The organism is Pseudomonas sp. WSY_20, assembly GCF_043104335.1.
Lineage (GTDB): Bacteria > Pseudomonadota > Gammaproteobacteria > Pseudomonadales > Pseudomonadaceae > Aquipseudomonas > Aquipseudomonas parafulva_B.
Genome location: NZ_JBICKP010000036.1, coordinates 39,065 through 63,043, shown reverse-complemented (window position 1 = coordinate 63,043; position 23,979 = coordinate 39,065). Strand labels below are relative to the sequence as shown.

At 61.3% G+C, this 23,979-nt stretch carries 20 protein-coding genes; all 20 read left to right on the top strand.

What is annotated here, in order from left to right; translation table 11 throughout:
* The first annotated feature begins 13 nt into the window (after positions 1-13).
* The 20 genes from flgE to fliG all read left to right on the top strand — a co-directional run bounded on the left by flgE (position 14) and on the right by fliG (position 23,972).
* Entirely contained in the window at positions 14-1,336 is a 1,323-nt protein-coding gene (gene flgE / locus ACF8E5_RS10130) for a flagellar hook protein FlgE (RefSeq protein ID WP_392475225.1), read from the top strand.
* 390 nt (positions 1,337-1,726) lie between these two features.
* A complete protein-coding gene (locus tag ACF8E5_RS10125) occupies positions 1,727-2,467 on the top strand; it encodes a flagellar basal body rod protein FlgF (protein ID WP_023533964.1) in 741 nt (246 codons plus the stop codon).
* A gap of 47 nt (positions 2,468-2,514) precedes the next feature.
* A complete protein-coding gene (gene flgG / locus ACF8E5_RS10120) occupies positions 2,515-3,300 on the top strand; it encodes a flagellar basal-body rod protein FlgG (RefSeq protein WP_023533986.1) in 786 nt (261 codons plus the stop codon).
* A gap of 37 nt (positions 3,301-3,337) precedes the next feature.
* On the top strand, positions 3,338-4,033 hold the full coding sequence (gene flgH / locus ACF8E5_RS10115) for a flagellar basal body L-ring protein FlgH (RefSeq protein ID WP_058639141.1): 696 nt from the start codon (positions 3,338-3,340) through the stop codon (positions 4,031-4,033).
* A gap of 11 nt (positions 4,034-4,044) precedes the next feature.
* Positions 4,045-5,154: a flagellar basal body P-ring protein FlgI gene (locus tag ACF8E5_RS10110; RefSeq protein ID WP_058639150.1), complete on the top strand. Its 1,110-nt coding sequence runs from the start codon at positions 4,045-4,047 to the stop codon at positions 5,152-5,154.
* An 11-nt stretch (positions 5,155-5,165) separates the two neighbouring features.
* Positions 5,166-6,326 carry a flagellar assembly peptidoglycan hydrolase FlgJ gene (flgJ, locus tag ACF8E5_RS10105; protein WP_196121940.1) on the top strand — a complete coding sequence of 387 codons (1,161 nt, stop codon included), beginning with the start codon at positions 5,166-5,168 and terminating at the stop codon, positions 6,324-6,326.
* 12 nt (positions 6,327-6,338) lie between these two features.
* Positions 6,339-8,381, top strand: coding sequence for a flagellar hook-associated protein FlgK (flgK, locus tag ACF8E5_RS10100; RefSeq protein ID WP_392475224.1), 2,043 nt, complete (start codon positions 6,339-6,341; stop codon positions 8,379-8,381).
* 11 nt (positions 8,382-8,392) lie between these two features.
* A complete protein-coding gene (locus ACF8E5_RS10095; protein WP_392475223.1) occupies positions 8,393-9,958 on the top strand; it encodes a flagellar hook-associated protein 3 in 1,566 nt (521 codons plus the stop codon).
* Between the two features lie 424 nt (positions 9,959-10,382).
* Complete coding sequence (locus ACF8E5_RS10090; protein WP_058606129.1) at positions 10,383-11,312, top strand: ketoacyl-ACP synthase III; 930 nt, start codon at positions 10,383-10,385, stop codon at positions 11,310-11,312.
* Between the two features lie 521 nt (positions 11,313-11,833).
* Entirely contained in the window at positions 11,834-13,582 is a 1,749-nt protein-coding gene (locus tag ACF8E5_RS10085; protein WP_392475222.1) for a flagellin, read from the top strand.
* Positions 13,583-13,659: 77 nt separating this feature from the next.
* Positions 13,660-14,010: a flagellar protein FlaG gene (locus tag ACF8E5_RS10080; RefSeq protein WP_392475221.1), complete on the top strand. Its 351-nt coding sequence runs from the start codon at positions 13,660-13,662 to the stop codon at positions 14,008-14,010.
* Between the two features lie 78 nt (positions 14,011-14,088).
* Complete coding sequence (gene fliD, locus ACF8E5_RS10075; RefSeq protein ID WP_196135360.1) at positions 14,089-15,444, top strand: flagellar filament capping protein FliD; 1,356 nt, start codon at positions 14,089-14,091, stop codon at positions 15,442-15,444.
* A gap of 79 nt (positions 15,445-15,523) precedes the next feature.
* Positions 15,524-15,916: a flagellar export chaperone FliS gene (fliS, locus tag ACF8E5_RS10070; protein ID WP_144964635.1), complete on the top strand. Its 393-nt coding sequence runs from the start codon at positions 15,524-15,526 to the stop codon at positions 15,914-15,916.
* 24 nt (positions 15,917-15,940) lie between these two features.
* On the top strand, positions 15,941-16,234 hold the full coding sequence (locus tag ACF8E5_RS10065; RefSeq protein WP_196126975.1) for a flagellar protein FliT: 294 nt from the start codon (positions 15,941-15,943) through the stop codon (positions 16,232-16,234).
* Positions 16,235-16,413: 179 nt separating this feature from the next.
* A complete protein-coding gene (gene fleQ / locus ACF8E5_RS10060; protein ID WP_326384422.1) occupies positions 16,414-17,889 on the top strand; it encodes a transcriptional regulator FleQ in 1,476 nt (491 codons plus the stop codon).
* Positions 17,890-18,030: 141 nt separating this feature from the next.
* The gene (locus ACF8E5_RS10055) at positions 18,031-19,248 is read left to right on the top strand and encodes a PAS domain-containing sensor histidine kinase (RefSeq protein WP_196126976.1); all 1,218 of its coding nucleotides are present in this window, start codon (positions 18,031-18,033) and stop codon (positions 19,246-19,248) included.
* Complete coding sequence (locus ACF8E5_RS10050) at positions 19,248-20,606, top strand: sigma-54-dependent transcriptional regulator (RefSeq protein WP_392475220.1); 1,359 nt, start codon at positions 19,248-19,250, stop codon at positions 20,604-20,606. Before ACF8E5_RS10055 ends, ACF8E5_RS10050 begins: the two co-directional genes overlap by 1 nt.
* Before the next feature lie 227 nt (positions 20,607-20,833).
* Complete coding sequence (gene fliE / locus ACF8E5_RS10045) at positions 20,834-21,166, top strand: flagellar hook-basal body complex protein FliE (protein WP_023533916.1); 333 nt, start codon at positions 20,834-20,836, stop codon at positions 21,164-21,166.
* Between the two features lie 15 nt (positions 21,167-21,181).
* Positions 21,182-22,960 carry a flagellar basal-body MS-ring/collar protein FliF gene (fliF, locus tag ACF8E5_RS10040; protein WP_058639129.1) on the top strand — a complete coding sequence of 593 codons (1,779 nt, stop codon included), beginning with the start codon at positions 21,182-21,184 and terminating at the stop codon, positions 22,958-22,960.
* Positions 22,953-23,972, top strand: coding sequence for a flagellar motor switch protein FliG (gene fliG, locus ACF8E5_RS10035; RefSeq protein ID WP_023533955.1), 1,020 nt, complete (start codon positions 22,953-22,955; stop codon positions 23,970-23,972). Before fliF ends, fliG begins: the two co-directional genes overlap by 8 nt.
* Positions 23,973-23,979 lie beyond the last annotated feature (7 nt).

The following is a 23,979-nucleotide window of genomic DNA, read 5'->3' as shown; positions in this document are numbered from 1 at the left end:
CAGGAGTTAGCGTATGTCTTACAACATTGGCTTAAGCGGCCTCAATGCAGCCAACAAGGCCCTGAACGTGACCGGCAACAACATTGCCAACGTCGCCACCACCGGTTTCAAGTCCTCGCGCGCCGAATTCGCCGACCAGTACTCAAGCTCCATTCGCGGCACCAGCGCCGGCCGTACCACCATTGGTACCGGCGTAAGAACCGCCGCCATTTCTCAGCAGTTCAGCTCGGGCAACATCAACGGCACCGGCCAGGCGCTGGACATGGCCATCGACGGCAACGGCTTCTTCGCGCTCAATGACAACGGCTCGAAGATCTATACCCGGGCCGGTGCGTTCTACAGTGACAAGCAGGGCTTCGTCGTCAACGCAGGCGGCGCCAACCTGCAAGGTTATGGCGTCGACGAAAATGGCCAGGTGGTGCAGGGCGTATTGACCAACCTTCAGATCGACACGGCCAACCTTACCCCCAAGGCCACGTCCAAGATCGTGCAGACGGTCAACCTCAAGTCCAGCGATGGCGCGCCTACGGTCACCCCGTTCGACCCGGCCGATGTCAAGAGCTACAACTTCACGTTCTCAAGCGACGTGTACGACAGCCAGGGCAATGCGCACCAGTTGAACCAGTACTTCATCAAGGATGACACGTCCAATTCCTGGAAGATGTACACCACCATCGACGGTCGCAACCCACAGGACCCGACCTCCACGCAGCCGCTGATCAACGACCTGCCATTCAAGTCCGACGGCACGCTCAACGCTGATGCCCTCACGCCTGGGCCGGTGGCCGGTGGCCTGTCGATCAATGCGAACAAGACTTTCAACCTGGACAACTGGATCCCCGCGCAGAAGAACGCTGCCGGCCAGTGGTCAGCCAACGGTGCCAACGCCAACCCCGGCGGCGTCAGCCTCGACATGCTGGGCATGACCCAGTACAACGCCGCTTCGGCCGTGACCGCCAAGGATCAGGACGGGTTCGCTACCGGTGAGCTGTCTAGCCTGTCGGTAGACAAGGGCGGCTTCCTGTTCGCCAACTTCACCAATGGTCAGAACAAAGTCATTGGCCAGGTCGCCATCGCCAGCTTCTCCAACATGCAGGGCCTGACGCCGATTGGCGGAACCAACTGGCAGGAGTCCTTCTCGTCGGGTGTCCCGGTGATCGGCGCGCCGGACACCGGTACTTTGGGCCAGATTGCAGGTGCCTCGCTGGAAGATTCCAACGTCGACCTGACCGGCGAACTGGTGAACCTGATCAAGGCGCAGAGCAACTACCAGGCCAACGCCAAGACGATTTCCACTGAAAGCACCATCATGCAAACCATCATTCAGATGAGCTGATGGCGTGCCAAGACGTGACACTCAGGGTTTAGGGTAGTGTCGATGAAGCATGCCTGGTTGTTGTCCTTCCTGCTGGTGATAGGGGGCGGTAGTGCCAACTGGGCAGAGGCCGCCCCAAGGCCTTTCTTCCTTTGGCAAAGCCTGGTCACCGGGCGATACATCTGCGTCCAAGGCAACCCGGGTTCAGGCTGGACCCGATTTGCCGGCCCCTACAAAAACGGCGCCTGCCGCGATCACTGATCCAGGCGCTTTTGATCCGATGCCAACAAACTGACACCGACGGTAAAGCCGTCGCGCTGGAGTGCCCGATTCACCGGGGAGCAAAGCTGGTTCGATTATTGCTAGACCCTGCCTGATGACAGCGCGGTACTGGCGCGCGGAGGAGATGCTGTGGACAAATTGCTTTACGTGGCCATGACCGGCGCCAGCCAGAACGCGCTGGCCCAGAAGGCCCACGCCAACAATCTGGCGAACGTTTCCACCAACGGTTTCCAGCGCGACCTGGAGCAGGCCCGCTCGATGCCGGTCTTTGGCGACAGCTTCCCGGCGCGCGCCTTCGCCCTGACCGAGCGTCCAGCCACCGACTTCAGCGAAGGGCCGATGATCGAAACCGGTCGCGACCTGGACGTGGCTGTGAGCGGCCATGGCTTTATCGCCGTGCAGGCCCCCGACGGCAGCGAAGCCTATGTGCGCACTGGCAGCCTGAATATCGACGCCCTTGGCGTGTTGCGCGCCGGCAACGGCATGCCGGTGATCGGCAACGGCGGCCCGATTGCCATCCCGCCTGAGCAGAAGGTGGAAGTGGGTGCCGACGGCACCATCAGCATCCGCTCCATGGGCGAAGACCCGCGGGTGATGGCCGAAGTCGACCGCATCAAGCTGGTCAACCCGGACACCAAGGGCCTGAACAAGGGCGCAGACGGCCTGATTCACACCGCCAGCGGCCAGCCGGCCGATGCCGACGTCAATGTTCGCGTGGTGTCGGGGTTTCTTGAAGGCAGCAACGTCAACGCGGTGGAAGAGATGACCTCGGTGCTGGCGTTGTCCCGCCAGTTCGAGCTGCACGTGAAAATGATGAGCGCGGCCAAGGAAGGCGATGAAGCCATGGCGCGGGTTTTGCAAATCGGCTAATGACATTTGAACGGGTGCCGTAAAACAGGCGCGCGAGGAGAACTTACATGCTTCCAGCTCTATGGGTCGCCAAAACCGGCCTGTCCGCCCAGGACACCAACCTGACGGTGATTTCCAACAACTTGGCCAACGTGTCGACCACCGGCTTCAAACGTGATCGCGCCGAGTTCCAGGACCTGCTGTACCAGATCCGTCGCCAGCCAGGTGCCCAGTCCACCCAGGACAGCCAGCTGCCCTCCGGCTTGCAGGTAGGTACTGGCGTGCGCATTGTCGGCACCCAGAAAAGCTTCGTGGCTGGCAGCCTGCAGACCACCGAGAACCCGCTGGACATGGCGGTCAATGGTCGTGGTTTCTTTCAGATCCTGCAGCCAGATGGCACGGTTTCGTACACCCGTGACGGCACCTTCCACCTCAACTCCGATGGCCAGATCGTCACCGCCAACGGCTATGCCCTGGAGCCTGCCATCGTCGTGCCCAATGACGCGCAGACCTTCACCGTCGGCCAGGACGGTACCGTATCGATCACCACCGCCGGCAACCCGGCCGCCCAGGTGATCGGCAACATCCAGACCGCCGACTTCATCAACCCGGCGGGCCTGCAGGCCATTGGTGGCAACCTGTTCCTGGAAACGGCCGCCAGCGGCGCCCCCCAGGTCGGCACCCCAGGCCTGAACGGCTTCGGTACCACCTTGCAGCAAACCCTGGAGAACTCCAACGTCAGCACCGTGGAAGAGCTGGTGAACATGATCACCACCCAGCGCGCCTACGAGATGAACTCCAAGGTCATTTCTGCCGCCAACTCGATGCTGCAGACCGTTACCCAGCAGCTGTGATCCCAGCAACTTCCGTAGCACCCGTGAGGTATGCATCATGAATCGTCTGTTGTCCGTTTTCGCCCTGGGCGGTGCGGTGTTGCTTGCAGGCTGCGTCGCCCCCGCGGCCAAGCCCAACGACCCGTACTATGCGCCGGTGCTCCCGCGCACCCCTTTGCCGGCAGCGGCCAACAACGGTTCGATCTACCAGGCCGGTTTCGAGCAGAACCTGTATAGCGACCGCAAGGCATTCCGCGTGGGTGACATCATCACCATCACCCTGAACGAGCGCACCTCGGCCAGCAAGAACGCAGGTTCCCAGATCCAGAAGAACAGCAAGGCCAGCCTTGGCCTGTCGTCGCTGTTCGGGGCCAGGCCGAACACCAACAACCCGTTCGGCGGCGGCGACCTGTCGCTCGATGCCGGCTACAGCGGTGATCGCACCACCAAGGGCGACAGCAAGGCCACCCAGGGCAACACCTTGACCGGCTCGGTGACCGTCACCGTGGCCGAAGTGCTGCCCAATGGCATCATCGCCGTGCGCGGCGAGAAGTGGCTGACCCTGAACACCGGTGAAGAGCTGGTGCGCATCGCCGGGCTCATCCGCGCCGACGACATCGCCACCGACAACACCGTGCCGTCCACGCGGGTGGCCGATGCGCGCATCACCTATTCCGGCACCGGCTCGTTTGCCGATGCCAGCCAGCCCGGGTGGCTGGACCGCTTCTTCATGAGCCCGCTTTGGCCCTTCTGAGTACCCTGACCATGCTCAACCTGAGGCAACTGCTCACCGCCACCTTGCTGCTGACCTGCGCCTGCGCCGCGCAAGCCGAGCGCCTGAAGGACATCGCCAGCATCTCGGGCGTACGTTCCAACCAGTTGATCGGCTACGGCCTGGTGGTCGGCCTGAACGGTACCGGCGACCAGACCACGCAAACGCCTTTCACCCTGCAGACGTTCAACAACATGCTGTCGCAGTTCGGTATCAAGGTGCCGCCTGGATCGGGCAACGTGCAGTTGAAGAACGTTGCCGCAGTATCGGTGCATGCCGACTTGCCGGCCTTCGCCAAGCCAGGGCAGGTGGTGGACATCACCGTGTCGTCGATCGGTAACTCCAAGAGCCTGCGTGGGGGCAGCTTGTTGATGACCCCGCTCAAGGGGATCGACGGCAACGTCTACGCCATCGCCCAGGGCAACCTGGTGGTGGGCGGCTTCGATGCCGAAGGGCGCGACGGCTCGCGGATCACCGTCAACGTACCGTCTGCCGGCCGTATCCCGGGCGGCGCCAGCGTCGAGCGGGCAGTGCCAAGCGGTTTCAACCAGGGCAACACCCTGACCCTGAACCTCAACCGCCCCGACTTCACCACCGCCAAGCACATCGTCGACAAAGTCAACGACCTGCTCGGCCCTGGCGTGGCCCAGGCCGTGGATGGCGGTTCGGTGCGCGTGAGCGCGCCGATGGACCCCAGCCAGCGGGTGGACTACCTGTCGATCCTGGAAAACCTGGAAATCGATCCGGGCCAGGCAGTGGCCAAGGTGATCATCAACTCGCGTACCGGCACTATCGTCATCGGCCAGAACGTCAAGGTATCGCCGGCGGCGGTAACCCACGGCAGCCTAACGGTGACCATCACCGAAGACCCCATCGTCAGCCAGCCGGGCCCGCTCTCCAATGGCCAGACCGCCGTGGTCCCGCGCTCGCGGGTCAGCGCCGAGCAGGAAGCCAAGCCGATGTTCAAGTTCGGCCCGGGTACCACGCTGGATGAAATCGTCCGGGCGGTGAACCAGGTGGGCGCCGCGCCCGGTGACCTGATGGCCATTCTCGAAGCCCTGAAACAGGCCGGCGCCTTGCAGGCCGACCTGATCGTGATCTGAGGACGGCGTCGATGAACAGCAAGAGCCTGGTTTCCGGCAGTGTCGACAGCGGTGCCTTCACCGACCTCAACCGCCTCAATGCCCTCAAGCACGGTGATCGCGACAGCGAAGCCAACGTGCGCAAGGTGGCCCAGGAGTTCGAGTCGATGTTCATCAGCGAGATGCTCAAGGCTTCGCGCAAGGCCAGCGATGTCCTGGCCGACGACAACCCGATGAACACCGAGACGGTCAAGCAGTACCGGGACATGTACGACCAGCAGTTGTCGGTGAGCATGTCCCGCGAGGGTGGCGGTATCGGCCTGCAGGATGTGCTGGTACGCCAGCTGACCAAAAGCCGCAGCGTCGCCGCCAATACCAGCCCGTTCCCGCGTGGCCAGGCAGGCCCGGTGTTGTGGGGTAGCAAGGTCGCAGACCCGGTCCACGCCACCCAAGCGGCCAGCACCCGCAACGACGTCGCCGCGCTCAATGCGCGGCGCCTGGCGTTGCCCAGCCGCCTGACCGACCGCCTGCTGGCCGGCATCGTGCCTACTGCGGCCACGGCGCCCGTCGGCGCGGCCCCCGCAGCCCCCGTGCGCGACGGCCAGCAGCCGGCCAAGGCCTTTGCCGTGCCCGAGAACGGGCTGCGCATCACCGGCCGTGCCATCGCCCAGCCGCCGCTGGCACCGAAAAAGGCCTTCACCGACAGCGATTCGTTCATTGCCACCATGCTGCCAATGGCCGAGCAGGCCGCCAAGCGCATCGGTATCGACCCGCGCTACCTGGTCGCCCAGGCTGCGCTGGAAACCGGTTGGGGCAAGTCGGTCATGCGCAACAGCGACGGCAGCAGCAGCCACAACCTGTTCGGCATCAAGGCCACCGGCAACTGGCAGGGCGAGCAGGCCAGGGCCATCACCAGTGAATTCCGCGACGGCCAGTTCGTCAAGGAAACCGCCCAGTTCCGCAGCTACGACTCCTACCAGGACAGCTTCCACGACCTGGTGAGCCTGTTGCAGAACAATTCGCGCTATCAAGAAGCGGTCAAGTCGGCCGATAACCCAGAGCAGTTTGCACGCGAGTTGCAAAAGGCCGGTTACGCGACCGACCCGGGCTATGCGAAGAAAATCATCAGCATCGCCCAGCAAATGCAGAAGACACCGCAATACGCCATGGCTGGCAGCACCACGAACCTTTGAAAGGACTAAATCATGTCGAGCCTGATTTCGATCGGCCTGAGTGGCTTGAGTGCCAGCCAGGCGCACCTGTCGGTCACCAGTAACAACATCGCCAACGCCGCCACCGGCGGCTATTCGCGCCAGCAGGCCATGCAAGTGGCCGGTGCCTCGCAGTACATGGGCGCAGGTTTTCTGGGCAGTGGGACCACGCTGGCAGACGTGCGCCGTATCTACAGTGCCTACCTCGACAATCAGTTGCAGACGGCGACGTCCCTGCAAGCCGATTCCACGGCATTCCGGGACCAGGTGACCGGTGTCGACAAGCTGCTGGCTGACCGGGATACCGGCATCAGCTCGGTACTGACTGCGTTTTTCTCGGCCATGCAAACCGCAGCGGCCAAGCCCGGCGATGTGGCCTCGCGGCAACTGTTGCTGACCCAGGCGCAGACCTTGAGCAACCGTTTCAATGCTGTCAGCACCCAATTGACCCAGCAGAACGATGTCATCAACTCCCAGCTCGATACCTTGGCGGGGCAGGTCAACAAGCTCACCAGCAGCATCGCCGAATACAACAAGCAGATCGTAGCCGCCAGCGGCACCGGCAGCACGCCCAACAACCTGCTCGATGCCCGCAGCGAAGCCGTGCGCCAGCTGAACGAACTGGTGGGCGTGACCGTTCAGGAGCGTGAAGGCAACTACGATGTGATCCTGGGCAGCGGCCAGTCGCTGGTGACCGGGAGCAGGTCCAACCCGTTGTCGGTTCAGCCGGGGGTGGCCGACAAAAGCCAGGCGACCTTGCGCATCAATTACGAGTCGTTCAGCTCGGACGTGACCTCGGTGGCCACCGGCGGCACCATCGGTGGCCTGTTGCGCTACCGCCAGGACGTGCTGACGCCTTCGATGAACGAGTTGGGCCGCGTGGCGCTGGTCGTCGCCGACAGCATCAACAGCCAGCTGGGCCAGGGCCTGGACGCCAACGGGCAGTTCGGCAGCTCGCTGTTCTCCAGCATCAACAGCGCCAGTGCCATCGCCCAGCGCAGCCTGGCCTCGTCGAACAACAGCGCAGGCTCGGGCAACCTCGATGTCACCATTGCCAACAGCGGCGCCCTGAGCACCTACGACTACGAAGTGAAGTTCACCAGCGGCAATCAGTACAGTGTGCGCCGCTCCGACGGCACCGACATGGGCTCGTTCGACCTCAATGCCGACCCTGCGCCGGTCATCGATGGTTTTAGCCTGTCCCTCAAGGGTGGTGCGCTGGCCGCCGGCGACAGCTTCAAGGTGATTCCTACCCGCTCGGCCGCCACCGGTATTACCACAGTACTCACCGATGCCAACAAGCTGGCGTTCGCCGGCCCTGTGAGCGCTGCCGTTGGCAGCGGCAACAGCGGCACCGGCACTATCACCCAACCTAGCCTTGGACAAGCGCTGGATATCTATGGCGGTGCCGACACGGCCCTGACGCAGCAGGCGATCAAGGACGCCATGCCGGTGCGCGTGGTGTTCGACGCAGCCAGCGGTGGGTCCCAGGGCTACAAGCTGTTTGATGCCAAGGGCGCGCAGATCGGCACTGGGACCGTGGTGCCAGGCCAGGACAATAAGCTCTCGCTGTCGATACCGATGCGTGATGCATCGGGCAACCCGATTCTCGACCCCAGCGGCAATCCGCGCACTTTTGCGCTGGAAACCACCATCGGCGGCAGCCCAGCGACCAACGACAGCTTTACCTTGTCGTTCAATGTCGATGGCAAGGCGGATAACCGCAATGCCAATGCCCTGTTGAGCCTGCAGACCAAATCGACCGTGGGGACCAATTCCGGTGGCGGCACCAGTTTCACTTCCGCCTATGCCGCCTTGGTAGAGCGGGTGGGTGCCAAGGCCAGTCAAGCGTCTATCGATACCACTGCAACGGCCGCGGTGCTCAAGTCGGCAAGTGAAAGTCGCAGCGCCGTCTCTGGGGTGAACCTGGACGACGAAGCCGCCAACCTCGTCAAGTTCCAGCATTACTACACCGCGTCGTCGCAGATCATCAAGGCGGCGCAAGAAACGTTCTCGACCTTGATCAACGCGCTATAAGGAGGCTGATCGTGCGAATTTCAACTGCCCAGTTTTACGAAACCAGCTCCAACACCTACTCCAAGAACTATTCGGATTTGGCCAAGATCACGGCCCAGGTGACCTCCAAGTCCCGCATTCAGACCGCAGGCGACGACCCGGTGGGCGCTGCGCGCTTGCTGTTGTTGCAACAGCAAAGCGCGTTGCTCGATCAGTACAGTGGCAACATGACCACCGTCAAGAACACCCTGCTGCAGCAAGAGAGCGTGCTGTCTACCATCAACGATGCGCTGCAGCGGGCAAGCGAGCTGTCGATTCAGGCGGGTAACGGTGGTCTGAGCGACGCTGACCGCACCTCCATCGCCAGCGAAATCAAGGAAATCGAGGCCAACGTGTTCGGCCTGCTCAATTCCCGTGACGCCAACGGGGACTACATGTTTGGAGGGTCCAAGAATTCGACCCCGCCCTACGTACGCAATGCTGACGGCTCCTACAGCTATCAGGGCGATCAGACCCAGATGAGCCTGCAGGTATCCGATACCTTGCATTTGGCCATCAACGACAGTGGCTTCAGCGTTTTCGACCAGGCCACCAACAACAGCCGCACGCAGTCGACCTTGCAGGCGCCGACGCCCAACGATGGCAAGGTGCTGCTTTCGGGTGGGTTGCTGACATCGGCCAACACCTACAGCGACAAGTTCGCTGCGGGCCAGCCTTATACGGTTACCTTCACCAGCGCCACTGAATACAGCATCAAGGACGCCGCCGGTAACGACATCACCCACGAAACTGCCGGTAAGGGCAAGTTCGATGTCAATACCGAAGGCGGAAAGATGATCTCGCTGCGGGGTGTGGATTTCGAGGTCAACCTGAACCTTGCAGAGGGTGACGATCCTGATGCCGTGGTGGCAGGGCATGTCTTCACCCTCGAAGCCAAGCCAGACACCCTGACCGCTACTCGCAGTGCAGGTAACCCCTCGACCTCTCAGGTCGTGGGCTCAAGCGTTACCGACCCCGATGCCTATCGCAGTACCTTCCCCAGCAACGGCGCAGTGCTCAGGTTCACCAGCGACACCGAGTATCAGCTCTTTGCGCAGCCGTACGATGCCCAGAGCAAACCGATTGCCTCGGGCACCGTGGGGGCGGGTAATGCCGTGACGGTAGCGGGTGTGACCTATCAGTTCGACGGGGCGCCGGCCCAGGGCGATCAGTTCTCCATCAATGCCAACACCCACCGCACGCAGAACCCGCTGGACACCCTGGGGCAATTGCGAAGCGTGTTGGAGAAACCCCTTGATACGCCTGAAGCGCAGGCTGCTTTGAAGGCCGCAACGGACTCGGCGATTTCCAACTTGGCCAGTGCGCGTGATCGCATCGACATTACCCGAGGCTCGATCGGTGCCCGGGCCAATTCGCTTGAGATACAGGCTCAGGAAAACGAAAGCCTAGGTCTTGCCAACAAGAGCACGCAAAGCGCAATTGGCGACACCGACATGGCGACCGCCACGATCCAACTGACCCTGCAACAGGCGATGCTCGAAGCCTCTCAGCTGGCATTTGCGCGAATATCGCAGTTGAGCTTGTTCGATAAGCTCTAAGTGAATCAGCGGGCGCGGAGCCAGGCTTCGCGCTCTGCTTCGTTGCAACCGACCATGGCTGTGATTGAGTGGCCTTGCTGGGTTGGCGCGCTCAAATGATGGCGCTGGCAGCGACGGGCGCCTCAAAAGCGAGCTTGTTTGAAACCTGCGGCTTTGTCCCTCAATGACGGGATATCCCCATGCACGGCGCGTGATGAATTCAACGTGCCACGCCCTCGATACCTGCCTTTCGTTGCATTTCAATGTGACCAATGAGTCAAAACGGTCATCTTCCCTGTATTCTATGCAGCAGCTGTTGCAGCATTTTGTTACCGGTGCGCAGGCAGGCTCTGCTTTATCCCCTCCCCAGGCGGTGACGCTCCGGTTTTTGGCGCCCTCAATCGATCGAGTGGTGGTCTTTGGCTGTTTTCATTGGGAAGCCAGAATGATTGGCATCAAGAGTATCGCGAGTTACGTGCCCACCGCTGGCCTGGACAACTACGTCCAGGGTGCGAAGTTCGGCAAGGACGAAGAGTTCATGTTCGGCAAGATCGGTGCGTCCTTCTTGCCACGCAAGGCCCCGGAGCAGGAAACCTCCGACCTGTGCGTGGAGGCCGCCCGGGCACTGTTCGCCAACAACCCCGACCTCGATCCGCAGTCGATCGACGCGTTGATCGTGGTGACCCAGAATGGCGATGAAGAAGGCCTGCCGCACACGGCCGCCATCGTCCAGAGCAAGCTTGGATTGTCCACCCGTGTGGCAGCGTTCGATATTTCCCTGGGCTGCTCGGGGTATGTGTATGGGCTGTATGCGATCAAGGGCTTCATGGAGGCGGCGGGCCTGAAGAACGGGCTGCTGATCACCGCCGACCCGTATTCGAAGATCGTCGACCCGGAAGACCGCAATACCACCATGCTGTTCGGCGACGCGGCCACGGCCACCTGGATGGCCGATGGCGCGGTCTGGAAGCTGGGCGAAGCACGCTTTGGCACTGACGGTTCGGGTGCCGAGCACCTGAAGGTGTCCGATGGTACGTTCTTCATGAATGGCCGGCAGGTGTTCAATTTTGCTCTGGTCAAGGTGCCGGCGCATTTGCACGAGCTGCTTGATGCCAGCGGCCTGCAGTCTTCGGACATCGATGCGTTCTGCATCCACCAGGGCAGTGCGGCGATCGTCGATGCGGTGGCTCGGCGGTTCGAGGAGCATCATCCGGAGAAATTCGTGAAAGACATGCTCGAGACGGGCAATACCGTGTCGTCCAGCGTGCCGTTGCTGCTGCAAAAGCACATGCTCGACGGTAGCTGGAAGCGGGTGGCTGTGAGCGGGTTCGGGGTGGGGTTGTCCTGGGCTTCGGCGATTCTTTATCGGGATTGATGGATTTAGACCAAATTCCAGGATCGCCCTGCGGACCAACGCGGCCGGTGCCAACATAAGCGGCGAAGCTGGAATCTTTGGGGCTGCTGCGCAGCCCATCGCGGCGCAAGGCCGCTCCCACACGACTTGTGTGACGCCTGAGTTGAGACTATTGCAGACCCTGGTGGGAGCGGCCTTGCGCCGCGATGGGCCGCGCAGCGGCCCCAACAATTCCTGACGCGAAGCTGCACGCCTGAAACCTCCGCCCCATTCCCGTTCGGCCTCTCGTTCGCCACGTCATTCATCAACGCCCTCCAAGACAGCCCCATCCCCCCATCACCCACCTGATGTGCTTTTTGACGCCAAAATTTCGCGCTTAACCCCTTGATTTTCCAGGGCTGGCCGCATGCCAGCATTTTTTTTTGCAAAAACCCCTCAAGCAACCGGGCTATCCGACGATAACCATTACGAAGGTTCTCTAGGCCACACCCGGCTGTCGCCAGGGCCGGAAGCCGCAGTATCCATACCACGAGGAATTCGTCATGGCTTTGACCGTCAACACCAACATCACCTCCTTGGGCGTTCAGAAGAACCTGAACCGCGCTTCCGAAGCGCTGGGTACTTCGATGTCCCGCCTGTCCTCTGGCCTGAAAATCAACAGCGCCAAAGACGACGCCGCTGGCCTGCAGATCGCCAACCGTCTGACCAGCCAGATCAAAGGTCTGAGCGTGGCAATGAAGAACGCCAACGACGGTATCTCGATCGCCCAGACCGCTGAAGGCGCCATGCAGGAATCGACCAGCATTCTGCAGCGTATGCGCGAACTGTCCCTGCAGTCTGCCAACGGCTCGAACAGCGATGACGACCGTACTTCCCTGCAGCAGGAATTCACCGCACTTTCGGGTGAGCTTACCCGTATCGCTAAAACTACTACTTTTGGTGGTCGTAATATTCTGGATGGATCCTTCCAAAATATTGGTTTTCAGATCGGCGCAAGCGCTAACGAAACCATCTCGTTCGGCATGACTGATATCAGTGCCACTGGTTTGAAAGGTTCTTACAGCGATGCCACTATCGCTGGGAATAAAATGGGTGGCTTAACGGCTACCGCCCTCGGTGATAAGCTCACTACACCTTCGCCAGCCATAGGTGCGGCTGTTGTGAACAGTACGTCTGTGCCTGATAAGCTTAAAGCGGGCGGGGGTGGTCTAGGGACAGATTCCGGTTTTGCTATTGGTAATCAGTCAGTACTTGTTGAAGCGGCGGATGAAGGCGCTGCTATTGCGGCCAAGATGCAAACGGCACTTCGGGATGCCACTGGCGACGCAACCGCGACTGTGACTTTTAGCGACGCTAACGGCTTCGAAATGAAAGCCATGGCGGATATCGAGATTTCCGGTGCAGGCGCCTCTATGGTTGGGCTTGCTACGGGCAAGACAGAAGCTATACGTGCAGGTACTCCATCCCCAGCAACCGGAGCCACTACTCTTGCTGCTGGCGGCGCAATCAAGGTCAATGATAAGCAAGTAACTTGGGCTGCAGGTGATGACATTGATAAAGTTCTCGGTCAGATTAATGGTATCGCTACAATTGATCCGGCAAAGACAAAAATTGATGCTGATGGTCGGATAAATATTGTCTCAAAGGACGGCAGTGATGTTCGCTTGTCAAATGATCAAAAAGGATCTTTGGCGCAATTGGGTTTAACTGCTGGAACGACTGAGGCCAAAACTAGCGCTGATACTTCGATTACTTTGAATGGAGTAGAGGTTAAGTTCGCCAAAGGTTCCACTGCGCAAAATATCGTTTCGTCGATTAATAGCGCTAGCACTGGTGTAACTGCTAGTTTGACAAAAGACGGCGAGCTCTCGCTTTTCTCTGATAAGGATATTACGGTTGCCGACGGCAGTGCGGGTACTGGTCTCGATGCCCTTGGCTTGGCAGGGAAAACCGGAGCTAGCGCCGTTGCGATGGAAACGACAGTCTCTAACTTGAGCATTACCGACGCTAAATCGTCCCAAATCGCTATCCAAGCTCTTGACGCCGCTATCGCTCAAGTCGACAGCCAGCGCGCTCAGCTCGGTGCCGTGCAAAACCGCTTCGACAGCACCGTTGCCAACCTGAACAGCATCTCGGAAAACTCCACCGCTGCCCGCAGCCGTGTACAGGACGCCGACTTCGCTTCGGAAACCGCCGAACTGACCAAGCAGCAGACCCTGCAGCAGGCATCCACCGCGATCCTGTCCCAGGCCAACCAGCTGCCGTCCTCGGTACTGAAACTGCTGGGCTAATTGCCAAAGCAGGCTAAGTTTGACGAAGGGTACGTTCGCGTACCCTTTCGTCTTTTCGTCACTTGAGGGTGTAAGTCGTGGATATAAGCATGAAGCTGGGCCTGTCCCATCCCGCCGCCATCACGCCGGACGCGCCACCCAGCGCGCGGCCAACCAGCGAGCCGGTCACGGCCGAGCCCGCCGACAAGGTTTCCAAGCCCGTAGCCCGGCCTGACCTGGAAAGCGCCGTCAGTGCCATCCAGGACTTCGTCAAGGCTTCGGAGCGACAACTGGATTTTTCGATCGACGACTCCACCGGCCAGGTGGTGGTCAAGGTCATCGCCCGCCAAAGCGGTGAAGTCATCCGCCAGCTGCCTTCTGAAGCTGCGCTTAAGCTTGCGGAAAACCTAAAAGATGCCAACAGCCTGTTGTTCAGCACCCAGGTTTGAGTTGGCACGGCATTTGTTTACCAGCGCACGGATGCTTTTTCGTCGGAATACCGGCGATTACGATAAAGGAGATGTGATATGGCAAGCTCGACCATCAATGGGCTTGGCTCTGGCCTGGACATCAGCGGCATTGTGAAGGCCCTGGCGAGTGCCGAGAAGGCGCCCAAGCAAACCCAGATCAACAACCAGACCACCACCGCCACCACCTCGCTTTCGGCCATCGGCTCCGTCAAGAGCGCGCTCGAAACGTTCCGTGCCGCAGTCGCCAAGCTCAACACCGCTTCGAGTTTCTCTGGCCTGGCTTCTTCGTCCTCGGACGAAGCCATCGCCAAGATCAAGCTGGGCGACGGCGCTTCCTCGGGCAACTACGCGCTCGAAGTCACCCAGCTGGCGACCGCGTCGAAAATTTCCACCCAGATTTATGAAAAGACCTCGACAATCGTCAACGACTCGGGTGAAACCCAGACCCTGACCATCAACCAGGGCAATGCGACCCACAGCGTAAACATTGCCGCGGGCGCCACACTTCAGCAGGCGCGTGACACGATCAACGACCAGCTGCAGTCCAAGGGCATCACGGCCAACATCGTCACCGATGCCAGTGGGTCGCGGCTCATCTTCTCGTCGACCAAGATGGGCGAGGGTACCGAGTTGACGCTGGGGGGCGACGCGAGCATGGCGCAGGGTGTGTCTACCATTGCCAAGCCGCAGAACGCCAAGTACACCCTCGATGGGCTGGCGCTGGAGTCTGCGTCCAACACCGTGACCGGCGCGATCAGTGGTGTGGATATCACCCTGGTCAAGGAAGGCAAGTCCAACCTGGCAGTCACCAGCAACAGCGACACGCTCAAGACGTCGGTCAAGTCTTTCGTCACGGCGTACAACGCGCTAATGACCACCATCAATACCCAAACCAAGGTCACCACCGGGGCCGATGGCGCCGCTACAGGTTCGGCCGCATTGACCGGCGATGCCACCATGCGCTCGCTGGTCAATTCCGTGCGCAATGAAATCAGCCACAGCGTGGGTGCGACGGGCCTGCGAACGTTGTCGCAGCTCGGCATCAACACGGTGCAGAAAACCGGCCTGCTGGAGTTCAACGACACCAAGTGGGACGCGGCGGTCAAAACCTATGGTGCCGACATCAACAACCTGTTCACCGGCAAGGATGGGCTGTTGACGCGCATGACCAACGTCACCGAGGAGTACACCAAGGCCGGTGGCATCCTCGCCTCGCGCCAGACCAGCCTTACCAATCAGCTCAAGGAGCTCGAGGAATCGCAGCAGGCGTTGGATCGGCGCATCGAGTCACTCACCGACACCTTGACCAAGAAGTACAACGCGATGGACACCATGGTTGCGCAGCTCAAGGCGACCAGCGACAGCGTCATGACCACGCTCAACGCGTTGAATAAAGCCAAGAGCGACAGCTGACAGCGCTAAAGAAACCCCGCGGGGCGCCGATAAACAGGTTATACGGCCCCCGTCCAGCCTTGTTCACTGAGGATCCACCATGCACCCGATGAGAGCCCTTCGCCAATACCAGAAGGTCAATTCCCACGCCCAGATCTCCGAAGCCACGCCCCATCGCCTGGTGCAGTTGCTCATGGAGGGCGCGCTGGATCGCATGGCTCAAGCCAAGGGTGCCATCTCTCGCGGTGACGTGGCACAAAAAGGTGTCATGTTGGGCAAGGCTGTCGACATCATCGGCGGCCTGCGCGAAGGGCTGGACAAAGACAAGGCCGTCGACCCGGATGAACTGGATCGCCTGGACAGTTTGTATGAGTACATGGCACGCCGGCTGACCCAGGCCAACATACACAGTGATCCCGAAGTGATCGATGAAGTCGCACGACTCATGATCACCGTCAAGAGCGGCTGGGATGCTATCGCGACTGCCGAGTAACAACCCCTCTGCAAGGAGTCCCCTATGAGCGCATTGCATCAGATTGCAAATACCTGCCACGCCTTGAACGAAGCGCTGGAAGCTCGCGACTGGGTAACCATTGGTCAATTGGACTTGGGTTGCCGGGCGCTCGTCGACGAGGCGCTGCTAGCCGACCAGGAAGATGCGACCGCGCTCAAGGCCAACCTAGAGGCCCTCATGGCCGTTTATCGTCAGCTAATCGACGTTGCAAGTGATGAGCGTCAATCTCTGGTCGCGGAAATGTCGAATATCAACCAAGCCAAACAGGCGACAAAGGTATACCATCTGTTCAGCTGAGAATGCGTGAGGCCGTATTCAGCCCGCAGTTCTGCGGCGCCATATATTTGACTGCTCGGAAGTTTTTGACTTTACTAGTGCCTGTTCTCGTATTCCAGACGTCGAAACACTGACCATTCAGTCGGAATGATGTCGAGCACGCCCCCGGGCGCCGATATGACTAGGGAAGTTGCTATTGCATGTGGCGTGAAACCAAGATTCTCCTGATCGATGACGACAGCACCCGCCGCCGCGATCTGGCGGTGGTGCTCAACTTCCTGGGCGAAGAAAACCTGTCCTGCGCCAGCCATGAGTGGCAGCAGGTGGTAGAGCCCCTGTCTTCAAGTCGCGAGGTGCTGTGCGTGCTCGTGGGCGCTGTCAGCACGCCGGGCACACTGCTCGGGCTCCTTAAGACAGTGCTTTCATGGGATGAGTTCCTTCCTGTTCTGTTTTTAGGTGATATTTCTTCAAGCGAGCTGCCTGAAGAGCTGCGCCGCCGCGTGCTGTCGAACCTGGAAATGCCGCCCAGCTACAGCCAACTGCTCGATTCGCTGCACCGCGCACAGGTTTACCGCGAGATGTACGACCAGGCGCGTGAGCGCGGTCGCCAGCGCGAGCCGAACCTGTTCCGCAGCCTGGTGGGCACCAGTCGCGCCATTCAGCACGTACGCCAGATGATGCAGCAGGTAGCCGACACCGACGCCAGTGTGCTGATCCTGGGCGAATCTGGCACGGGCAAGGAGGTGGTGGCGCGCAACCTGCACTATCATTCAAAGCGCCGCGAAGCCCCGTTCGTGCCGGTCAACTGTGGCGCGATCCCGGCCGAGTTGCTGGAAAGCGAACTGTTTGGCCATGAAAAAGGCGCGTTCACCGGCGCCATCACCAGCCGCGCTGGCCGCTTCGAGCTGGCCAATGGCGGCACGCTGTTCCTCGATGAAATCGGCGACATGCCGCTGCCCATGCAGGTCAAGTTGTTGCGCGTGCTGCAGGAGCGTACGTTCGAGCGGGTGGGCAGCAACAAGACCCAGAGCATCGATGTGCGCATCATTGCCGCGACCCACAAGAACCTCGAGCACATGATCGAGGCCGGCACTTTCCGCGAAGACCTGTATTACCGGCTTAACGTCTTCCCCATCGAGATGGCGCCGCTGCGCGAGCGCGTCGAAGACATCCCGCTGCTGATGAACGAGCTGATCTCGCGCATGGAGCACGAAAAGCGCGGCTCCATTCGCTTCAATTCGGCGTCGATCATGTCCCTGTGCCGCCATGGTTGGCCGGGCAATGTGCGCGAGCTGGCCAACCTGGTCGAGCGCATGGCCATCATGCACCCCTACGGCGTGATCGGTGTATCGGAGCTGCCGAAGAAATTCCGCTACATCGATGACGAAGACGAGCAGATGGTCGATACCCTGCGCAACGACCTGGAAGAGCGCATCGCCATCAACGGGCACGCGCCCAACTTCAGCAACCCAGCCATGTTGCCGCCTGAAGGCCTGGACCTGAAGGACTACCTGGGCAGCCTGGAGCAGAGTCTGATCCAGCAAGCCCTGGACGACGCCAACGGCATCGTTGCACGTGCTGCCGAGCGCTTGCGAATTCGCCGCACCACGCTGGTCGAGAAAATGCGCAAGTATGGGATGAGCCGGCAGGGTGGTGAAGACCAGGCAGAGGAGTGATCGTCGTCGGTAGGCGGTAGATTCTCTGCCTGGAGTGCGAAGCCTCCGGCAAATGTTGTAAGCCCTTATCTCCGGCACGGGTATTGCTACGCACTGGCCACCACACCGTTTTTATGACGGTCAGCCACGCGAGAGAGCACGATGCCCCAGGCCGCCCATGTATCCCGAGCCCTTTCCCCCCAGGCGCATTCACTGGTCGAGCAGGAAAGCCGCCAGGGTGTCGAGCAGGCGTTCGCTTTGTTCGACCAGGTCTCCAGCCAGCTTAGCCAGTCCTACAGCCTGCTCGAAGCCCGGGTCAGTGAGCTCAAGGGTGAGCTGGCGGTGGTCAGCGCCCAGCGCATCGAGGAGCTGAACGAGAAAGAGCGTCTGGCCAACCGCTTGCAGCATTTGCTCGATTTGCTGCCCGGCGGGGTGATTGTCATCGACGGGCAGGGTAGCGTTCGCGAAGCCAACCCGGCCGCCTGTGATCTGTTGGGCGAGCCATTGATCGGGCAGCTGTGGCGTGAAGTCATTGCCCGCAGTTTTGCCCCGCGCCTGGACGACGGCCATGAAGTGTCCCTGCGCGACGGCCGTCGCCTCTCCATCGCCACCCGCTCGCTCGATGCCGAGCCGGGGCAGTTGGTGCTGCTCAACGACTTGACGGAAACTCGTCGCCTTCAAGACCAACTGGCACGCCACGAGCGATTGTCCTCACTCGGGCGCATGGTCGCCTCGCTGGCGCATCAGATCCGCACGCCGCTCTCTGCCGCCATGCTCTACGCCAGCCACCTGGCCGACCCTGAACAGGCGTTGACCACCCAGACCCGGCAGCGCTTCGCTGGCAGCCTCAAGGAGCGACTGCACGAGCTGGAACAACAGGTCCGCGACATGCTGGTGTTCGCCCGTGGCGAGTTGCCCCTCACGGACCGGATTTCTCCTAAAGCCTTGTTCCAGGCGTTGCAGCAGGCCGCGCAGACGCATGTTCAGGGGCACGCGGTGCGCTGGCAGTGTGACAGTCGCCTGGGTGAGCTGCTGTGCAACCGCGACACGCTGGTGGGTGCACTGCTGAACCTGATTGAAAACGCCACCCAGGCCAGCCAGGGCGCTGCGCGGCTCAAGGTGCACCTATGGCGGCGCCAGCAGACCTTGCACCTGTGCATCAGTGACGCTGGCACTGGCATTGCACCTGATCTGCTCGCCCGTATTGGCGAGCCATTCCTGACGACCAAGTCGACCGGCACGGGGCTCGGGCTGGCGGTGGTCAAGGCGGTGGTCAAGGCCCACCACGGCAGCGTGCAGATGCGCTCGAAGGTAGGGCGCGGCACCTGCGTACGAGTAGAGTTGCCCTTGATCGACGGGTCGTTGGCGGAGAGCCGGTGATGAGTGTGAACGTATTGCTGGTCGAGGATGACCGGGTGCTGCGCGAGGCGCTGGCCGATACCCTCGACCTGGGTGGTTTCGCTTTCAAGGCGGTGGACAGCGCCGAGCAGGCCTTGAAAGTGGTGCATGAAGAACCCTTCAACCTGGTCATCAGTGACGTGAACATGCCTGGCATGGACGGCCATCAATTGCTGGCCCAGTTGCGCCGCCAGCAGCCGCACTTGCCGGTATTGCTGATGACCGCTCACGCGGCCGTGGAACGGGCGGTGGAGGCCATTCGCCAAGGCGCGGTGGATTATCTGGTCAAGCCCTTCGAGCCCAAGGCGCTGCTCAAGCTTGTGCAGCGGCATGCCGCCGGGCGTGTGACGGACGAGGAGGGCCCGGTTGCGTGCGAGCCCTCCAGCCGGCAGTTGCTGGAGCTGGCCGCACGCGTGGCGCGCAGCAATTCGACGGTGCTGATTTCTGGTGAGTCGGGTACGGGCAAGGAAGTGCTGGCGCGCTACATCCACCAGCAGTCGCCCCGTGCCAGCCAGCCGTTCGTTGCGATCAACTGTGCCGCCATACCGGACAACATGCTCGAAGCCACGCTGTTCGGCCACGAGAAGGGGGCCTTCACCGGGGCGATCGCTGCCCAGCCTGGCAAGTTCGAGCAGGCCAACGGTGGCACCTTGCTGCTGGACGAGATCTCTGAAATGCCATTGGCCTTGCAGGCCAAGTTGCTGCGGGTGCTGCAGGAGCGTGAGGTCGAGCGGGTAGGGGGGCGCAAGCCCATCGCGCTGGATATCCGCGTGGTGGCCACCACCAACCGGGACTTGGCGGGCGAGGTGGCTGCCGGTCGTTTTCGCGAGGACCTGTTCTACCGGCTGTCCGTGTTTCCGCTGGCCTGGCGACCCCTGCGCGAGCGGCCGGGCGACATCGTTCAGTTGGCCGAGCGCTTGCTGGCACGTCACGTTGCCAAGATGCAGCATGCGCCGGTGCGCCTGTCCGCCGACGCGCAGGCCTGCCTGCAAGCCTGGACCTGGCCTGGCAACGTACGTGAGCTGGACAACGCATTGCAGCGCGCTCTGATTCTGCAGCAAGGCGGCGTGATCGAGGCGGCGGATTTTTGTCTTGATGGCGCCATTCCCTTGTCAGGTGGCACTGTGCCATTATCTGGGCAGCGTGAACAGTCCGTCGAGCAGGGCGACGACAAGCGACGTCACGAGTACCAGCAGATCATCGTCACCTTGCGGGCCGAGCGGGGCCGGCGCAAGGAAGCGGCCGAGCGTCTGGGCATCAGCCCGCGCACGCTGCGCTATAAGCTTGCCCAGATGCGCGACGCCGGTTTCGACGTCGAAGCCAGCCTGTTTGGCGAGTGAGACGGTCCCGTTTTAGCCTGCGGACGTCCTCTCGAGCCTGTGCAATGCAGCCCGCTTTTAGCCAGTGCTCGCCAGGCGGGACTGATCTTCACGGTGCCTCTTAGCCTGATATCCGCGGTTTTTCCCCGATGCATCCACCCTTTTTCAAGGCTGGCACCTTTGTTGCTTTACGAAGGCTATCCGCCGCATGACTGTCAAAAATATGCGGCCGCCGGAGAGAGAAGCCCATGACCCAAGGTGTTGAATTCAATCGTCTGATGCTGGACATGCGCGCCATGCAGGCCGATGCCATGTCGCTGCCGAAAGTATCAGCCGCCCCTGAGCTGGCCCCAGGGCAAAGTACCTTTGCCGATATGCTGGGCCAGGCCATCGGCAAGGTGAATGACACCCAGCAGGCCTCTTCGCAGCTGGCGAACGCCTTCGAAATCGGCAAGACCGGGGTCGATCTCACCGACGTGATGATTGCTTCGCAGAAAGCCAGCGTTTCGATGCAGGCCTTGACCCAGGTACGCAACAAGCTCGTTCAGGCGTACCAGGACATCATGCAAATGCCGGTTTGAGGGCAGACGTAGACCATGGCTGAAGCAGTCGTCGACAACGCGCCCGCCAAGGGCGGCGCGCCAGCGCCCAAGGCCCCCCTGGTGCGCCTGGCGTTCCTGGAAAACATTGCGCAGATGCCCATGCTGCGTCAGATCGGCCTGATGGTCGGCCTGGCGGCCAGCGTGGCGATCGGCTTTGCCGTGGTGCTGTGGTCGCAGCAGCCGGACTACCGTCCGCTGTACCCGAGCCTGTCGGGCATGGACACCAAGCAGGTCATGGACACCCTGGCGGCGGCCGACATTGCCTACAACGTGGAACCCAATTCCGGGGCCCTGCTGGTCAAGGCTGACGATATCTCCCGCGCGCGCCTGAAGCTGGCGGCAGCGGGCGTGGCGCCTACCGACGGCAACGTCGGTTTCGAGCTGCTCGACAAGGAGCAGGGCCTGGGCACCAGTCAGTTCATGGAAGCCACGCGCTACCGTCGCAGCCTGGAAGGTGAACTGGCGCGCACCGTGTCGAGCCTGAACAACGTCAAGGGTGCCCGCGTGCACCTGGCCATTCCCAAAAGCTCGGTGTTCGTGCGCGACGAGCGTCGGCCCAGCGCGTCGGTATTGGTCGAGCTTTATCCAGGTCGTGCGCTTGAGCCTGGTCAGGTGATGGCCATCGTCAACCTGGTTGCCACCAGTGTGCCGGAGCTGGACAAGTCCCAGGTCACCGTGGTCGACCAGAAAGGCAACCTGCTGTCCGAACAGATCCAGGATTCTGCCCTGACCCAGGCCGGCAAGCAGTTCGACTACAGTCGCCGGATGGAAAGCATGCTGACCCAGCGCGTGCACAATATCCTGCAACCGGTGCTGGGCAACGACCGGTACAAGGCCGAAGTGTCCGCCGACCTGGACTTCAGTGCGGTCGAGTCCACCTCCGAGCAGTTCAATCCGGACCAACCGGCGCTGCGCAGTGAGCAGTCGGTCGACGAGCAGCGCGCCAGCAGCCAGGGCCCGCAAGGTGTGCCGGGCGCGCTGAGCAACCAGCCGCCGGGTGCTGCGTCGGCGCCACAGACCACGGGTGGCACCGCGGGTGCAGCAGGCGCCATTCAGCCTGGCCAGCCCTTGGTCGATGCCAATGGCCAGCAGATCATGGACCCAGCCACTGGCCAGCCTATGCTCGCGCCGTATCCGTCGGATAAACGCCAGCAGAGCACCAAGAACTTCGAGCTTGACCGCTCCATCAGCCACACCCGCCAGCAGCAGGGGCGCATGACACGCCTGTCCGTGGCGGTCGTGGTGGACGATCAGGTCAAGGTGGACGCCGCCACCGGGGAGACTACCCATGTGCCGTGGGCTGCCGAGGACCTCACGCGCTTCACCCGGCTGGTCCAGGACGCCGTTGGCTTCGATGCCAGCCGGGGCGACAGCGTGACCGTGATCAACGTGCCGTTTGCGCCAGACCGTGGCGAAGAGATTGCCGATATCGCGTTTTACCAGCAGCCCTGGTTCTGGGATATCTTCAAGCAAGTGCTGGGTGTGCTGTTCATCCTGGTGCTGGTGTTCGGTGTATTGCGTCCTGTGCTCAACAACCTGACAGGGGGTGGCAAGCAGCCTGCCCTGGAAAACGACATGGAGCTGGGCGGCATGATCGGTCTGGATGGCGAACTGGCCAACGACCGCGTCAGCCTGGGTGGCCCGACAAGCATTCTGCTGCCTAGCCCGACCGAGGGTTACGAGGCACAGCTCAACGCAATCAAAGGCCTTGTGGCCGAAGACCCGGGCCGTGTGGCCCAGGTCGTGAAAGACTGGATCAACGCCGATGAGTGATAACCGAGCCGTTACCGCCAAGCTGAGCCGCGTCGACAAAGCAGCCATCCTGCTGCTCTCGCTGGGTGAAACCGATGCCGCGCAGGTACTGCGCCACATGGGGCCCAAGGAAGTGCAGCGCGTGGGCGTGGCCATGGCGCAGATGGGCAACGTGCACCGTGACCAGGTCGAACAGGTGATGAGCGAGTTCGTCGAGGTGGTTGGCGATCAGACCAGCCTGGGCGTGGGCTCCGATGCGTACATTCGCAAGATGCTCAACCAGGCACTGGGCGAGGACAAAGCCAACGGCCTGGTCGACCGCATCCTGCTCGGTGGCAACACCAGTGGCCTGGACAGCCTCAAGTGGATGGAACCACGCGCCGTGGCCGACGTGATCCGCTACGAGCACCCGCAGATCCAGGCCATTGTCGTGGCTTACCTGGACCCTGACCAGGCCGGTGAGGTGCTGAGCAACTTCGACCACAAGGTTCGGCTGGACATCGTATTGCGCGTCTCATCGCTCAATACCGTGCAACCTGCTGCCCTCAAGGAGCTGAACCAGATTCTGGAGAAGCAGTTCTCCGGCAATTCCAACGCCGCGCGCACCACCCTGGGTGGCATCAAGCGTGCCGCTGACATCATGAACTTCCTCGACAGCTCGGTGGAAGGCGCCCTGATGGATTCGATCCGTGAAATCGACAGCGACCTGTCCGAGCAGATCGAAGATCTGATGTTCGTCTTCAACAACCTGGCCGATGTGGATGACCGGGGTATCCAGGCGTTGCTGCGCGAAGTGTCCTCCGACGTGCTGGTGGTGTCGCTCAAGGGCGCGGACGAGCGGGTCAAGGACAAGGTCTTCAAGAACATGTCCAAGCGGGCCTCGGAACTGCTGCGCGACGACCTCGAGGCCAAGGGCCCGGTCCGTGTCAGCGATGTCGAGACGGCCCAGAAGGAAATCCTCACCATCGCCCGTCGCATGGCCGAAGCCGGCGAAATCGTGCTCGGTGGCAAAGGTGCCGAGGAAATGATCTAAGCGGCGA